Genomic DNA, 13,972 nt, shown 5'->3' with positions numbered 1-13,972 from the left:
TAAGGGCAAGACGCAAAAAACCAGTTAAGCGTAGCGGCTTCTAGCGTCCCATAGTGAGTCGAATTTGGGCGGGCGATTGCGGGGCATCCTGAAGCTCAATAGCCAGTTGCCCGCCTTTAAACTGCGCTCTGTCGATGGCCAGCGTAATGGTCTGCATTCCCTGCGGCAGGTCCGCCGTTACGCCTTTCGTGCTCACTTTCAACGGCTTTTGCCCAGCCCAGGCCGTTACACCCACGGTCGAACTGAAATCCAGTTCGACATTCCCTTTGCTGACCACTTCCATATCGAACCGGACAAAGCTATAGCGTTTGCCCGGACTTACCTCCACGACCGGAAGCTCATCGACGGGCAATCCGCCTGACACGTTGCTATAAATGGGCATGGTCGGTAGTTTACCGTTGTCTTTCGCTACGTAACCCGCATCCTGCGCCACTTTCCGGGCCAGGTCTTTACTGTCCGGGATCGTGTTCCAGCGCCGGACAAGCCGGGTTGTTGGTACGCGGAATTGCCCCGACTCGCCAATTTTCGACAGGAAGCCAACTAGGTTGATAAATTCCTGCCTGTCAAGACCAGCCGTTAAGCCGGGAGGCATCAGCGAACCGGGCGTTTTTTCGACGGTGGTGATCTGGTTTTTCGGGATGGCGATTTCCGTGCCCGATACGTCCCGCACCACCACTTCCGACGTACCATTACTGACCAGATAGGCCATCATTTCGGTACCGTCTTTCTTTACGATACGTTGCAGTTCGTAACCTTCCTTAATGGACACTGTTGGATACAGCACCGACCGGATAATGGTTTCGATGGGAGAGCTGGTGCCCAGACTGCTTAAATCCGGCCCGATGCGTCCGCCAGCTCCGCCAATGGCGTGACAGGTCTGGCAAAGCAATTCCTGCTTCCGAAACACTTTCTCGCCCAGCATCGGATCGGCCGATTGCCGAACCTGAGTGGCCAGCGACGTGATTTCCTGATCGTTCAGTTGCTGCGGCATGCGCTCCATGGGCAACGTACCACCGGAGTTCTCAAGCGCTTTTTGCAACGCCAGCGTCTCATCGGTTTTCTGCCGGTTCCAGGGCATTCCGCGCACCATCAGTTGCCGGCCTGTTTTGGCAAACGACTCTGAAATCTTTCTGGCGGCTATGGCATCGGCCAGGGCCTGCGTGCCAGCTTTTGACGCAAAAAACGCCTGAAACAAGTCGGTTGCATCAGTTCCGGCGGGGAGGGTACGTAGCAAATCACTGCCGATACGTGCCGCTTCTGTTGGATCTGACCACACCAGCTGCGCCGTAGCCAGCATCCGTAAGTCGGGCGCATTTTTCGGGCCGCTCATATCAACAAGAAGCTTGCGCGTTTTATCAGTACCGATGGTTGCCAGCGCGCCCAGAGCCGCTTTTCTAACAGGCTTATCGCCCTGGCGAACCAACGTAACGAGTCGGTCGCTCAACTCGTCCATCCGCCACAAACCCACCAGCCCAATCGCATTGGCAGCCACCGCTTCATCGCTGCTGCCCAAAAAATCAGCAATACGATTTAGCCCGTTCGATGGTTTCAGGTTCCGTTGGCGGGCGGCATCAGCCAGTGCAGCCAACCGAGCCGCGGTTTGCTTGTCCTGCGCGTTTTGAACGGTCATGTCGAATACCGTATTCAGTTCAGCCACCCCGCCCCATTTAGCAATCGATCCCAGCACATCGTTCTGATACGCTTCGGGCACCTGACCTTTCTGATAAAGCTGCGCCAGTTGTGCAACGGCTTCGGCGCTGCTCACCGATTTAAGCGCAAATACTGTTTTTTTACCATCGCCCAAAAAGTCCGGTTCGCTTTTTAACTTGCTGGCCCACTTCGGTTCGAGTTCACGAACGGTTTGCCAGAGGGCAAAATCCAGAAACTCATCCATCGGCTGGTCGAGTGCCGTCAGGGCCGAACGGGCCGCATCTGCCGAATTGACCTTGCGCAGCGCCACTACCGCTTCGAGCCGAACGCGTGGGTGCGGGTCCTGCACCGCTTTCGAAATCAACGTCGATTCATCCTTTAGTTTACCATGCCACAGCTGAAAGGCACGTAACGCAGCCGCCCGGGCATTGTGGTCTTTGGCACTGAGCAGCGAACGGAGCACCGATTCGTTAACGGCGTTAAGCGTTTGATACGTCCAAAGCCCTTCGAGCAACAAGTGTTCGTAATCAGCCGCGTTTTTGTCCAGATCGCTCACCCATTTATCCAGCGCCGGAATAACCTCCTGCCAGGGCCGACGTTTCAGCGTTTGTTTGGCCTGCAAGCGCGTCCAGTCTTCCGGCTGGCGTAGTGCGTCAAGCAATTCAGCAACGGACGCGGTTACGAGATTTGGCTTCTTCACCAGTGGTCGGTTTTTCGCCACAATCCGCCAGATACGGCCATGCTGCTGGTCGCGACGCGGGTCGTGAAAATCAACTTCGCCGTGCTGAATAATGGGGTTGTACCAGTCCGCTACATAGATCGCCCCATCGGGGCCCATCGAAATATCGACCGGACGAAACGCTACGTGGTTGGTCCAGAGCAGATCGTCCTGCTGTTTCGACACAAAGCCACTGCCCTGTTCTTCGAGCTTAAAACTATTGATGCGATTGGCCCGGAAGTCGTTTGTAATCAATCGCTCCTGCCAGGCATCCGGCATGTGCTTTCCGGTGATGATATCCAGTCCGCTGTGTTTGGGCTGTCCGGGATTCAGCCCGCGCAGGATTCGCTCCGCACCCGGTGCCGTTACGAACGTAGCGCCGGGAAAGGCATAGTTAATCCCCTCGCTACCAGCACCATCGGTCAGGTATGAATTGCCCCAGCGCGAAAACTGCAACCCCCACGGATTGATCAGCCCTTTGGCATATACATCGAGTTCACGTTCGTTAGGACGTAACTGCCAGACCCCACCGCCCTCCAGACGCTTGATGCCCGACGGCGTTTCGACGTGGCTGTAAATGTAAATCGACTGGTTGAAATACAAACTCCCTTCTGGCCCCCAGCGAAACGTATGAATCAGGTGGTGCGTATCGGCCGTACCAAAACCGCTCAGAACCCGGCGCTTTTTGTCGGCTTTACCATCGCCGTCGGTATCGGCAAAATGCAGAATTTCGGTCGAGTTGGCCACATAAACCCCGCCATCGCCGGGCAAAATTCCCGTTGGCGTGAGCAGACCTTCGGCAAAAATGGTCGACTTATCCGCCTTACCGTCGCCATTGGTATCTTCCAGCACAAAAATCTTATCATTGGCCTGTTCGCCTGTTTTCAGGTGCGGATAGGCTGTACTGCTCACCACCCACAACCGGCCTTCGGCGTCCCAGTTCATCTGAATCGGCTTGGCAACCAGCGGTTCGGCAGCAAACAAGGTCACCTCAAACCCTTCGGCAACCTTGAACGATTCGAGTTCTTTCTGAACATCAGGATCGGGTACGTCGGCGTTTTTATCCTGATTGACCAGCGCCGTTGTCAGCACGAGCGCCGGGATGATCAGGCTTTTACGAAGTAAGGCTAAGGGTCGTATGGAACGAATACGTAGCATGATGGCGGGTTACTTTAGCTGAGTAAGTTGATACGTTGCGGGGTTGGACTGGTTGGTGGCGGCAATCTGCCCTTCGAGCCACGTAATGATGTAGCTCTGTTCTTCCAGCCCTTTTTTATGACGCCCCTGTTCGTAGGAACGAAAACCGATTATATAGGTCTGATTGAGCGGACGATACTGGAAGAAATGCAGTTCGTTCTTTTTCTGGATGAGTGTCTGCAATTCGGCCGACCGCGTAAACGAAGGCCCCTGCCGGAGCGTAATCCCGTCGGCCCATTGCTTAGCCGAAGCGGTAATTACCTCGTCGTTATCAACGGTAAGCGTATAAAATCCCTTTTTCAAACCCGTTATCGTCAGTTTCCGTCCGTTATCAACGGCTATGGCTTTTCCATCCTGCTTCGGCGCTGGCAGCGGCAGGTACGATTCATCGACAATAAAGCTTACGTTCGCCCCCGATCCATCAACGTTCAGCAACTTCGTCGGGGTGGCTGATTCAACCGTCTTTTTTGCAGCGTCGATGGTAATTCCGGCATTACGTGTAGGCAGCCCCAGTGCTTTCTCCAGCGCCGTAGCCAGGTAATAGTAACCCGTTCCGTTGAGGTGAATACCGTCGTCGGTAATTACCGCCTGTCGGGCAGCTTCCTGAATTGGTTTGAACAGATCAACGTATCGTTTTTTCCGTTCAGCCGCCGTTTGTGCAATGGCCGACGCGTAGGTTTCCAATGCCGCGTTCCGTTGCGTTACGTTTGTCGACGTGGGCAGCAACACCGGAATCGGTGACACTAACACCGTTCGAGCTCCCAGCGAATCAATTTTATCCAGCAATCGATTCAATCCTTGTTTGAACCGGCCTAACCCAGCTTCGCCATCCTGCGCTTCAACCCCGCCATAGGCCAGAAACACCACCGTGGGTTTGGTATTGGTGAGTTGCTGAATGAGCAGTTCGTAGGGCGAGGGCGGTGTTGTTACGTAGCTGCGCGCTTCGCCAAATACGTTATCCCCCGACCAGCCAATGTTTCGAAACGTTACGTTCCGATTCGGGAACCGCGTTGTTAGGGCCAGTTCAAGATAGCCATACTGTACGTCATCTTCCATCAGCGAATTACCCAGAAAAGCCACTCTGTCGCCCATTTTCAACTCAAATGTTTCCGGGGCCTGGCCTAAGCTCATTCTACTTAAAACACTGATCAGCAAAAAGAAAAGTAAGCCTGATTTAGTCGGTTTCCGCATAGGTAATTCGCGTGTGTTCGGTTGGTTTAATAGCCGGGATTTTACCTGACCAGTGTCGGGTTAAGATCGATTTCGTTTTGCAAAATCGGGAAAACAAGCTCAAAATCATCCAACTGGCGTAGTGGGCGTTCATCACCACCTGTGCCCGTCCAGTACGTACCAGATTGAACCAGCGATAGCCTTCATAGAGAAACTCTACCTGCCGCTCTTTTTTGATGTCATCGTACATCGGCCTGGCTGGTGCTGGTCAGATCAGGGAGTTTTGCCCGCGTTTTTACCAAACTGCTATAAGGCAACGCATCGGCGGTTTTACCCTGTTCGTTGAGCACTTCGGCATAGCGGAGCAGCAGGAACGTAACGCTGCCGTTTCTCAAAGGAATTGTGTATGCAAAAAGCTCTAAATGGGTTCTGACCTTCAAACCCCCTGTATAGCTTTTCATGAAAAGTTGGTCCTGCGTCTTTCCCTATTTCCCAACTATGACATCGCCTATCATGTCAACGCAACAATCATTACAACGGATTAACAGTCGCTACTTCACGTTCTCCAGCCGACTTCCTGACGCCTTTATCCTTAAGCATCTGCCCTACTCGATTTGCCAGATCGATAGAAGCTTCGATTTCTGCTTTCCGAATAGAAACACTTTCAATGTTAAAGCCGAAAGGGATAGAGCGTTCGATACAGAACGTGGTCAGCGCAGAGGCAATATCAAAGCATAACCTGACCGATTTCTCAAGAATATCCTCCGACACCTTTAGCTCTTCCTTCAATTCATCCGGTACGTGAATACCTAACCACTCCATAAAGTGAAGCGTTTTTACCGATCCGCAGGCGGTAAGCGTGAAAATGACCGTCGGTGGTGGGGTCTGCTGTCGGCTACAGCGGAGAGACAGGTCGTCAACGACCTGTTTGGCGTAGTCAAGATTAAACACACACTGGGAAATAAAGTACGATACCCCACAACTCATCTTATCGAGTATCCTGACATCCTCGTCGTTCAGCAGATTATGTCGTTCAGGAATCGTTACGGCACCAATAACAGACGTATCCTGGTGCTTGCGCCAGATCTCGTACGCTTGCGCAAGGCTGGTTTTTACCGGAAAGTCGGGGGCTGGAACGCCCACAAAAACAGGATAAAAGCGGTGCTCGTGAATTTCTTCCAGCCAATCCGTTAGCTCTTCAGCAGTAAACTTACCGGCAGGGCGGTAGATTATTTTGGGAATGGGTAAAGCCCCCAGATAGCCGGAAGCAAAACTAAGCGGATCAAGCGCTGTTAAAAACGGAAAAGGCCTTTCTTCTGTCGTCCGGGCTGATTCATCCTGTACATCATACACCACGAGTGCATCAATATCTAGGCTGGCGAGTCGTTCAGCGGTTTTTTGAGCGATCTCGGCGACTCGTTCAGGTGGTGTACTGTCTTTGGGTGGCGTGATGCCATAAAGCAGCACACCCGATTCTGCGGATTTAATCTTGTCTAGAAACATTATCAGGCGTTTGTCTTCGGTAAGCTTGGGTCAGCGTCAGGTGGAGAAGCACACGTAGCACTTCGCTGATGCGTGAAAAACAAAAATAGGGATAGCGGTAGCTTTTTATCAAACCCAATCCGCATTCCGAACGATTCGTTTGCTGAAAATGATTGTTATCGGACGTTTACTTCTGGTGTTAATAAAGCAAACAGCGCCTTATGAGATTCACAAGGCGCTGTTCGTTGGTATTGACTGGGGTTAAACCGCGTTCCCGATCTTCATGCTGACGGGGTCCCAGCTCACCACTTTCTTTTGGGCAAAGCTCATGTTGCCGCACTGCGTTGGCCCGCAGGCACGGAGGCCGAACGTAGCATCTTCGATATTCGGTTTGTTATCGCGTACCGAATTAAAGAAGTTCACAAAGTGCTCGTACCGGTCTCCTTTGTAATCTTTAGGCACGGTATACTTGAACTCTTTCGGCCCTTCCATTTCGGAATGCTGCGGATACATTTTATTGTATTCAGCAATGAACAGCTCTTTCTGGTCTTTCGGAAAATTGTCGACCGACATGCCCGGAGCTTTCGGAAACTTGTTCTTACGTACCGTCAGGCTGTCCCAGCCCAGCGACAGGTCCCCTTCGGTACCGACCAGACGAACCAGGTAGCCACCGCCCCCACCGTCCACGAAGTTGGACCGGGTCGTGAGATTAAACTCGGGGTGCTCAGCCGTTTTGGGATAGTCGTAAATGCTCAGTTGGATATCGGGTACGTCGCGACCGTCTTTCCAATAGCGCGTTCCTCCGCTGGAATACACACGATTTGGCCCTTTCGAGCCCGTAATGGTATGCAGGGTTGTGAGCAGGTGTACATACAAGTCTCCGGCGATACCCGTCCCATAATCCTGATAATTCCGCCAGCGGAAGAACCGGAGCGGATCCCAGGGACGTTTTGGGGCAGAACCCAGGTACGTATCCCAATCGACCGTCTGCGGGGAAGCATCGGGCGGAATCGAATATTGCCAGGCTCCCATTGCACTATGGCGGTCATACTGCGCTTCGGCAAATACCAGTTCACCAATATCGCCCGCTTTCAGCAGTTCTTTAGCTTTGGCCACAATGATCGAACTGGCGAACTGGCTACCCACCTGAAACACCTTGCCCGTTTCCTTCGACACTTTAATCAGCGTATGGCCGTCTTCGAACTTCTGCACCATCGGCTTCTCGCAGTATACGTGCTTGCCTTTGCGCATGGCGTCGGACGAGATTTTCTCGTGCCAGTGGTCCGTTGTCGCGTTGATAACGGCATCAATGTCTTTCCGGTCCAGTAGTTCGCGGTAATCGCGGGTAACGGTCAGGCCATCGCCCCAAAGCTCTTTCGCCCGCCGTAAACGACCATCGTACAGATCGCAGGCCGCTACCATCTCAACGCCATTCACCATCAGCGCCGTCTGCGTGTCGCCGATGCCCATTCCCCCCGTTCCGATGAGGGCAATACGTACCTTCTCGTTGGCAGCCGTGCTGGCGTGGCTTTTTATCAGGTTCAAATACTGAGGGGCTGAAGCCTTTGTCTCGGCCAGTGCAGCCGGAGCAGTGGCTGCCGCAGTGCCGGCAATACCAAGGGTCTTAAGAAACGACCGCCGGGAGGCCGCGTTACCGGATGTCTCCTGTTCCTTGTTTTTCATTAGGGTATTCGGTTTGGGATAATCAAGATAAGTCACAACCGTCAGGTCAGGGTTGCGCCAAAAGACGTCCCAAAATAACTAAATATTTGCCGCCGACCTACCTTTCACCACCTAATTCTGCTTACTGCCATCCTTGATCAGGCACCGATAAAGCCAGAATACCGACATACACTCAACCGCTGTAAACAACTACAAGGTCTTACTGCCTACTCTCCAGGACAGTTCCGGCAAAAAACATATACTAGGCCAACCAGACAATATGGAGGCTAAAAGACGCAGAGCACCTAAAAGCCCGGAAGCTGGAATCGTTACGTTAACCATTCAGCGAACTTACGCGCCGACTGGCAGACCATTCCGAAAAAACTGGATGAGCTAAGCTACCGATGCGCTATCTTGACCAGCCAAATCGAGTATCAATCTACCAGATAGTCCGATGACCATTCTGCCTGTAACCCAAACCGACGCATACGACTGGCTACAACTAGCCCTTGAATTGTGGCCCGATTACGAACCTGAAGAAATGGAGGACGTAACAAATGCCATTGCCCAATCGCCAAAGGAGACAGCGTTTATCGTTCGCGACGAGTCGGGCACAGCGATTGGTTTTCTGAATCTTTCACTTCGTCATGATTACGTACCGGGAGCTACCCACAAACCCGTGGCTTTCGTAGAAGGTCTTTACGTTCGACCAGCGTATCAACAGCAAGGTATCGGTCGGCAGCTTATTGAGCGAGCCGAACAATGGGCCCGCGAGCAGGGATGCCGTGAGTTAGCTTCCGACGCCTTGCTCGACAACGTTGCCAGCGCCGAGTTTCATAATAAAGTCGGCTTTCGGGAAGAGGAACGCACCATTTTCTTCATTAAACCGGTGTTATAAAGTACCCCTCCCAACCTCCCCTACAAGGAGAAGTTGGGAGGGGTACTCAACGAGAGGGGTATATGCCTTACGCTACGTCAGATTGTCATTTCTGAGTTTGTAACGCAGCAACCGGTGCTTTGAGGTATTGATCAAACCACTGTAAATACCGATCGAACCGGTCTTTCTGATAGCTTGGCACCGTAATACCGTGGTACTGACCGGGGTAAATAATGAGCTGGGTCGATACCCCCTGCGTTTTAAGCGCCTGATACATTTGCTCGCTGCCAGCCACCGGTACGTTAAAATCCTTCTCGCCACCCATGAACAACGTCGGTGTTTTGATGCGATCCGCTTTAAAGAACGGATACGACAGGTTGACCCACTTCTCAGCGTTCTTCCACGGTAAACCTAACTCGTTCTCGTACTGGTTCACGTATTGATCAGAGCCATACATCGTCGTCTGCAACGAACTACCAGCCCCGCTGGCTGCCGCTTTAAAACGTGAGTCAGTCGCAATGGTGTAGTTAGTGAGGATGCCGCCGTAGCTCCAGCCACCAATGCCCAGCTTCGTTGGCTCCGCAATGTTTTTAGCAACGAGGTAATCGGCAGCGCCCAGAATATCGGCTACTTCTTTGTTTCCCCAGTCTCCATAAATCGCTTTGCAATACGCCAGTCCGCGCCCGTTACTGCCCCGATAGTTCACGGCAGCAACCGCATAGCCGCCCGACGCCAGAATCTGACGAGTCAGGTCAAAAGCGAAGTTATCCTGTGATACGGGTCCACCGTGGATAAACATAATTGTCGGTAGTTTCTGGCCAGCCGAGGCATTGGCCGGGCGAAACAACAGGTTCGACACCTGCGTACCGTCTTTGCTTTTCGACGTAAACCCTTCCACCGACGCCAGAGCCAAAGGCGCTACAAACGCATCCTGAATGGTCGTCAGCCGACGGATATTTCCGTTTTCGAGCGCATATAGTTCCGTCGGTAGTTGTGGCTCGCTCATCAACGTGGCCCAGCCGCCTTTTGGGTGCGCTTCCAGATCAGAGAAGGCCCGGTCGCCAAGGCCAAGTTTGGTTAGTGTACCATCCAGCGAGTACGTTCCCAGATACGTCCGGCGGTCATCGTCGACTAACACCCCAATCGACTGTCCATCAGCGGTCCAGTGCGGGTTACGTACCGGCCGGTCCAATGACGTCGACAGCAATGTCGGCTCTCCGCCCTGACTCGATACCACCGCCAGAATTGGCTGATCGTACATGACGAAATTAGTAGACGCCGTCGACCGTACGTACGCAATGCGCTGCCCATCAGGGCTCCAGACAGGCTGATTGTCACGTCCCGGCCAGTTGGTCAGCTGCTTCGGAGCCGCATTCCGCTTTGCATCAATGACCCAGATGTCGGTGTTTTCATTCCGGTCCGGATCGGAGGTGCGGTTGCTGCTGAACGCAATGCGCTGCCCATCGGGCGACCAAACCGGCGTGGCCTCATCGTATTGTCCCCTGGTCAGCGTATCCAGCGTCTTTGCCGCTACGTCGAACAGGTACAGATGCGCGGCCCGCCGATCGAGGTAGCCTTTCATATCTTCCTTAAACTTATAGCGATCGATCACAAACGGCGTCCGTACCTTGCTTTTCGCCGAATCGGAATAGTCCTTATCGCGAATGACCAGGGCAATTTTTTTACCATCGGGGGCCCACTCGTAGCCTTCCAGATCGCCTTTCAGGTCGGTTAGCTTTTTACCTTCACCACCGCGCCGATCCATCAGCCAGAGCTGCGCATTTTTCTCACCGTTTCTTCCCGAAATGAACGACAGGTACCGGCCATCCGGACTCCAGCGGGGTGACGATTCCCCATCGGGGCTGCTGGTTAACTGCACTGACTGCTTGCCATCCCAGCTAATCATCCAGATGTCGGCATTCCGCTTGTCTTTCTCTTTGTCGACCGACGACTGGACAAACGCTACCCAATCACCTTCGGGCGACACTTGCGGATCGCTGATAGTCTGCAAACGATACACATCCGAGGAATTGATCGGACGTTTGGCTGGCGACTGCGCCAGAGCCGGACCGGCTGCTAATAAGAGCAGAAAAAGTCGTTTCATGGAACTGCGTAAGACGGGATTAAGCTTTAAATATACAACGTCGCCGTAAATTTCGGGCACTGCCCGCCCGGTATTCTCCTGGGCTGGAGTTCCGCAGGCTAATGTCTACAGCGCGTTTACATTATATGTTCATTGCTAGGCCATTCGCGTTTTCCGGCTTATCTTCCGGTCGAAGCAGAGGTTGGCAGCGATCAGCTATTTACACCTGCATGCCACTTACCTGCTTCACCGGTATCCTCCAACGTTCTTTTAATATGGTTGACATTGATACGTTTCGGCAACTGGTTTTGTCGCTTCCCCAAATTACGGAACAACCCCACTCGGGCATTACGTCGTTCAAAGTGGCGAAAAAGGTTGTTGCGACCCTCAACGAAAATGAACAGCGGGCCTGTCTGAAGCTATCTTCCGTGGATCAGGATCTTTTCTGTGCGTTCGATAAAACCGTTATCTACCCCGTTCCGAACAAATGGGGCAAATCGGGCTGGACCCTCGTAAGCCTGCCGAAAGTTCCCGAAGAAACGCTGCTCGACGCGTTAAAAGCCGCTTATTGTGAAGTCGCCCCCAAAAAGCTGGCACTCCTCATCCGAACCGATGAAGACGAACACCTCCAGGAATAACCGACGCAAGCCCGAAAACAAAGGATACAACAGGGAGTTCATAGGCTGGCGTTTCAGCACGTAGCGTGCGTTGGCGATCGTTGCAGGCTAGCTGATTGACAGACAAAGAATTGCTGCGTCAGCCGTTTAGCCATAAATCACGTTACAAAGTAGAGCGATCCATAAAGTTTTGTTTATCTGTTTAGACCGAGCGACTTACGCAATTAGTTCAATACGCGGCTATGAAGATTAAAGCAATAATTACCGGCACAACCGGCATGGTTGGTGAGGGCGTATTACAGGAATGTCTTCGGCATCCCGATGTCGAGCAGGTGCTGATTATTAACCGAAAACCGGGTGGCGTATCGCATCCGAAGTTAAAAGAAGTAGTTCACGCTAATTTTTTTGACCTCTCGCCCATCGAGAGCCAGTTGACCGGCTACAACGCCTGCTTTTTCTGCCTGGGCGTATCGTCGGTAGGCATGAAAGAACTTGAGTATTACCGTCTGACGTATGACTTAACCCTGCACGTCGCCCAGACCCTCTCACGACTCAACACCGATATGACGTTCTGCTACGTATCGGGAGCGGGTACCGACAGCACCGAGCAAGGCTCGCTTAGATGGGCCAGGGTGAAAGGCAAAACCGAAAACGACCTGATGCGGCTGCCGTTCAAAACCGTGTACAACTTCCGGCCAGGGTTTCTGAAAGCCTCCGAAGGGGCCAGAAACGTGAAAAGCTATTACCGGTTTCTGGAATGGATTTACCCCATTGGCCGAGCGGTGTACCCGGCGGGCTTCTCTACGTTACAGGAGCTTGGGCGAGCCATGATCAACACCGTAACAAAAGGTTACGCAAAGCCGATCCTCGAAGTAAAAGACATTGTCCAGTTAGCGAAAGCGTAGAGGGGTCATAGCCTGCTTTGTCAGTTGTTCCACAGGTCATGCACAACGCCCCGGCTTACATGACCTGAACGCCGACCTCGTAATAATCGACGGTTGGCGAACCGGCAAAATATTGTCCCATATTCTTGAGCACATCCTGGAGAAAACCACTGGCTTCGGCGTCTTGCCGATGCTGTTCCGACTCCCACAGCGTCACCATCAGACATTTATTGGTCGATGGGTTTGTGAGGAAACGACTATTCTTAAAGCCATCGAGCTGCTTGAGCGCTGGCCCAACGGCATCTCGAAAATAATTGGTAGCCTCGTCAATACTGTCAGGCTTCAGCGGAACTTGAATAACGCGTGCGAACATATTCGGAAAAGAGGAGAAGGTGAGGAGAAAATTATTTGATGGAAGCCATAAAGTAAAGCAAAAACAGGAACCTTACCAACAGGAGGATCAGGCATTTACGTAACGGTCAATCTGGTGTTCAGTTAGTATAATCTACCACTAAAACCGGCAGTACAATTCCGCAAATCGTTTGATGATACCCACCCGCTCGCGCAGATACCGCAGTCCGAAAAAGGTATTCGACCAATCATCAAAGTTTTCGTAGGCAAAGCCCAGGTAGAAGACCCAGAACATGATGCCCAGGTACGGAATGGCTTCAACCTCTTCGTCTGATAACGGCCTTACTTCTCTGTAAGCATCAAGAGCCACGTTAAACTGGCGGTCGGCTTCCTCTTTGCTGATTTTGCCATAAATCGAGTGGAAGAAGAAGTGAACCAGAAACGAAGTCAAGTCATTAACCAGAAAGCCTTTACCCGCAAAATCAAAGTCGAACAAGGTGAACGTATCATCCTGATCGAAATGAAAGTTTTTGGGAAGATAGTCGTAGTGGCAATAGCCAACGCTGAAGATCGATGTATCAAACGACTCCATTTTCTTGATTACCTGCTGAGCAATTTCGGTGAGGTAGGCATATCCTTCCTGGTAATCGGCAAAAGCCGGTTCAATGAGTTTAAGTGGCCGGGTAAGAGTAGTCTCAATGGTGTACGGCTTACGTTCGTGCGGTACGTCAATCTGTGACGTAATGGTATGGTTAAAAGCCATTTCCCGGCCCACAACGCGTAATTGATTGTCCGACAGATCATACACATTTTCCCCGATGGCATAACTAAACAAAACACCATGTCGCACGCCTTCAGCAGCGTTAAAGGCTTGGATTTGCTGGCCGTTCCGATCACGGATGGGGTACGATACGTTCGCTCCTCTTCCTTTTAATATATTCAGCAGTTCCACCTCCCCTTTTATCTCGTTGAGACTCCGGTGCGCATTGCGGTACACTTTGAAAACGTATTTGCTTTCAGCCCCTTCCAGCACATAAGTATCGCTGACACCCCGGAGCAGAAGCCGACAGTTCATTCCCTGAAACCCATAGCTTTTTTCGAGACTGTCTCTTAAGGCCGAAGCTGACAAGGTAGAGTATTGAGCAGGAAAAAGTTGCATAGTGGAATAGTGAGGTAGTAACAAGCAAAAAGCCTCCGGCCGTTATCGACCGAAGGCTCAACTACACTGCCGACCGGTGTTATGGGAAGGTACGTAGCTGCTGACGCTGGGCCCCGCCACCC

At 52.2% G+C, this 13,972-nt stretch carries 12 protein-coding genes; 3 read left to right on the top strand and 9 right to left on the bottom strand.

From position 1 onward, the window contains the following. Nucleotides 1–40: 40 nt before the first annotated feature. The 6 genes from ACYVBJ_RS10800 to ACYVBJ_RS10775 all read right to left on the bottom strand — a co-directional run bounded on the left by ACYVBJ_RS10800 (nucleotide 41) and on the right by ACYVBJ_RS10775 (nucleotide 7,900). Nucleotides 41–3,526, bottom strand: coding sequence for a PVC-type heme-binding CxxCH protein (locus ACYVBJ_RS10800; protein ID WP_460982310.1), 3,486 nt, complete (start codon nucleotides 3,524–3,526; stop codon nucleotides 41–43). 9 nt (nucleotides 3,527–3,535) lie between these two features. After that, on the bottom strand, nucleotides 3,536–4,756 hold the full coding sequence (locus ACYVBJ_RS10795) for a GDSL-type esterase/lipase family protein (protein ID WP_460982309.1): 1,221 nt from the start codon (nucleotides 4,754–4,756) through the stop codon (nucleotides 3,536–3,538). Further along, nucleotides 4,740–4,985, bottom strand: coding sequence for a RagB/SusD family nutrient uptake outer membrane protein (locus tag ACYVBJ_RS10790; protein ID WP_460982308.1), 246 nt, complete (start codon nucleotides 4,983–4,985; stop codon nucleotides 4,740–4,742). Before ACYVBJ_RS10790 ends, ACYVBJ_RS10795 begins: the two co-directional genes overlap by 17 nt. Then, the gene (locus ACYVBJ_RS10785; RefSeq protein ID WP_460982307.1) at nucleotides 4,975–5,130 is read right to left on the bottom strand and encodes a RagB/SusD family nutrient uptake outer membrane protein; all 156 of its coding nucleotides are present in this window, start codon (nucleotides 5,128–5,130) and stop codon (nucleotides 4,975–4,977) included. The genes ACYVBJ_RS10790 and ACYVBJ_RS10785 overlap by 11 nt, the downstream gene beginning before the upstream one ends. Nucleotides 5,131–5,266: 136 nt before the next feature. Continuing rightward, a complete protein-coding gene (locus ACYVBJ_RS10780) occupies nucleotides 5,267–6,238 on the bottom strand; it encodes a methylenetetrahydrofolate reductase (protein ID WP_460982306.1) in 972 nt (323 codons plus the stop codon). Between the two features lie 240 nt (nucleotides 6,239–6,478). Next, a complete protein-coding gene (locus tag ACYVBJ_RS10775) occupies nucleotides 6,479–7,900 on the bottom strand; it encodes a Gfo/Idh/MocA family protein (RefSeq protein ID WP_460982305.1) in 1,422 nt (473 codons plus the stop codon). Nucleotides 7,901–8,333: 433 nt separating this feature from the next. Between ACYVBJ_RS10775 and aac(6') the strand changes: the two genes are divergently transcribed. After that, entirely contained in the window at nucleotides 8,334–8,777 is a 444-nt protein-coding gene (gene aac(6') / locus ACYVBJ_RS10770; RefSeq protein ID WP_460982304.1) for an aminoglycoside 6'-N-acetyltransferase, read from the top strand. A gap of 85 nt (nucleotides 8,778–8,862) precedes the next feature. Here the strand turns inward: aac(6') and ACYVBJ_RS10765 are convergent, their stop codons facing one another. Then, nucleotides 8,863–10,860, bottom strand: a complete 1,998-nt coding sequence (locus ACYVBJ_RS10765; RefSeq protein WP_460982303.1) for a S9 family peptidase — start codon at nucleotides 10,858–10,860, stop codon at nucleotides 8,863–8,865. Nucleotides 10,861–11,114: 254 nt separating this feature from the next. Here ACYVBJ_RS10765 and ACYVBJ_RS10760 point away from each other — a divergent pair, with 254 nt between their 5' ends. Together ACYVBJ_RS10760 and ACYVBJ_RS10755 are read left to right on the top strand one after the other, a co-directional pair. Continuing rightward, on the top strand, nucleotides 11,115–11,477 hold the full coding sequence (locus tag ACYVBJ_RS10760) for an MmcQ/YjbR family DNA-binding protein (protein ID WP_460982302.1): 363 nt from the start codon (nucleotides 11,115–11,117) through the stop codon (nucleotides 11,475–11,477). A gap of 221 nt (nucleotides 11,478–11,698) precedes the next feature. After that, nucleotides 11,699–12,361, top strand: coding sequence for a Rossmann-fold NAD(P)-binding domain-containing protein (locus ACYVBJ_RS10755; RefSeq protein ID WP_460982301.1), 663 nt, complete (start codon nucleotides 11,699–11,701; stop codon nucleotides 12,359–12,361). Nucleotides 12,362–12,416: 55 nt separating this feature from the next. Here the strand turns inward: ACYVBJ_RS10755 and ACYVBJ_RS10750 are convergent, their stop codons facing one another. Continuing rightward, nucleotides 12,417–12,713 (bottom strand): antibiotic biosynthesis monooxygenase family protein, encoded by a 297-nt coding sequence (locus tag ACYVBJ_RS10750; RefSeq protein ID WP_460982300.1) that lies wholly within the window; start codon nucleotides 12,711–12,713, stop codon nucleotides 12,417–12,419. 138 nt (nucleotides 12,714–12,851) lie between these two features. Continuing rightward, nucleotides 12,852–13,850 (bottom strand): phosphotransferase enzyme family protein, encoded by a 999-nt coding sequence (locus ACYVBJ_RS10745; RefSeq protein WP_460982299.1) that lies wholly within the window; start codon nucleotides 13,848–13,850, stop codon nucleotides 12,852–12,854. Nucleotides 13,851–13,972 lie beyond the last annotated feature (122 nt).

It is taken from the genome of Spirosoma fluminis, from assembly GCF_054778895.1.
Note: the sequence above shows the minus strand (reverse complement) of the source record. Positions and strands in the feature narration are given on the sequence as shown.

Excerpts from the sequence above, each read along its gene's own strand:
- ACYVBJ_RS10745 (WP_460982299.1), bottom strand. The coding sequence starts at position 13,850 with ATGCAACTTTTTCCTGCTCAATACTCTACCTTGTCAGCTTCGGCCTTA.
- ACYVBJ_RS10765 (WP_460982303.1), bottom strand. The coding sequence starts at position 10,860 with ATGAAACGACTTTTTCTGCTCTTATTAGCAGCCGGTCCGGCTCTGGCG.
- ACYVBJ_RS10790 (WP_460982308.1), bottom strand. The coding sequence starts at position 4,985 with ATGTACGATGACATCAAAAAAGAGCGGCAGGTAGAGTTTCTCTATGAA.
- ACYVBJ_RS10760 (WP_460982302.1), top strand. The coding sequence starts at position 11,115 with ATGGTTGACATTGATACGTTTCGGCAACTGGTTTTGTCGCTTCCCCAA.
- ACYVBJ_RS10775 (WP_460982305.1), bottom strand. The coding sequence starts at position 7,900 with ATGAAAAACAAGGAACAGGAGACATCCGGTAACGCGGCCTCCCGGCGG.
- ACYVBJ_RS10755 (WP_460982301.1), top strand. The coding sequence starts at position 11,699 with ATGAAGATTAAAGCAATAATTACCGGCACAACCGGCATGGTTGGTGAG.
- ACYVBJ_RS10795 (WP_460982309.1), bottom strand. The coding sequence starts at position 4,756 with ATGCGGAAACCGACTAAATCAGGCTTACTTTTCTTTTTGCTGATCAGT.
- ACYVBJ_RS10750 (WP_460982300.1), bottom strand. The coding sequence starts at position 12,713 with ATGTTCGCACGCGTTATTCAAGTTCCGCTGAAGCCTGACAGTATTGAC.
- ACYVBJ_RS10780 (WP_460982306.1), bottom strand. The coding sequence starts at position 6,238 with ATGTTTCTAGACAAGATTAAATCCGCAGAATCGGGTGTGCTGCTTTAT.
- ACYVBJ_RS10800 (WP_460982310.1), bottom strand. The coding sequence starts at position 3,526 with ATGCTACGTATTCGTTCCATACGACCCTTAGCCTTACTTCGTAAAAGC.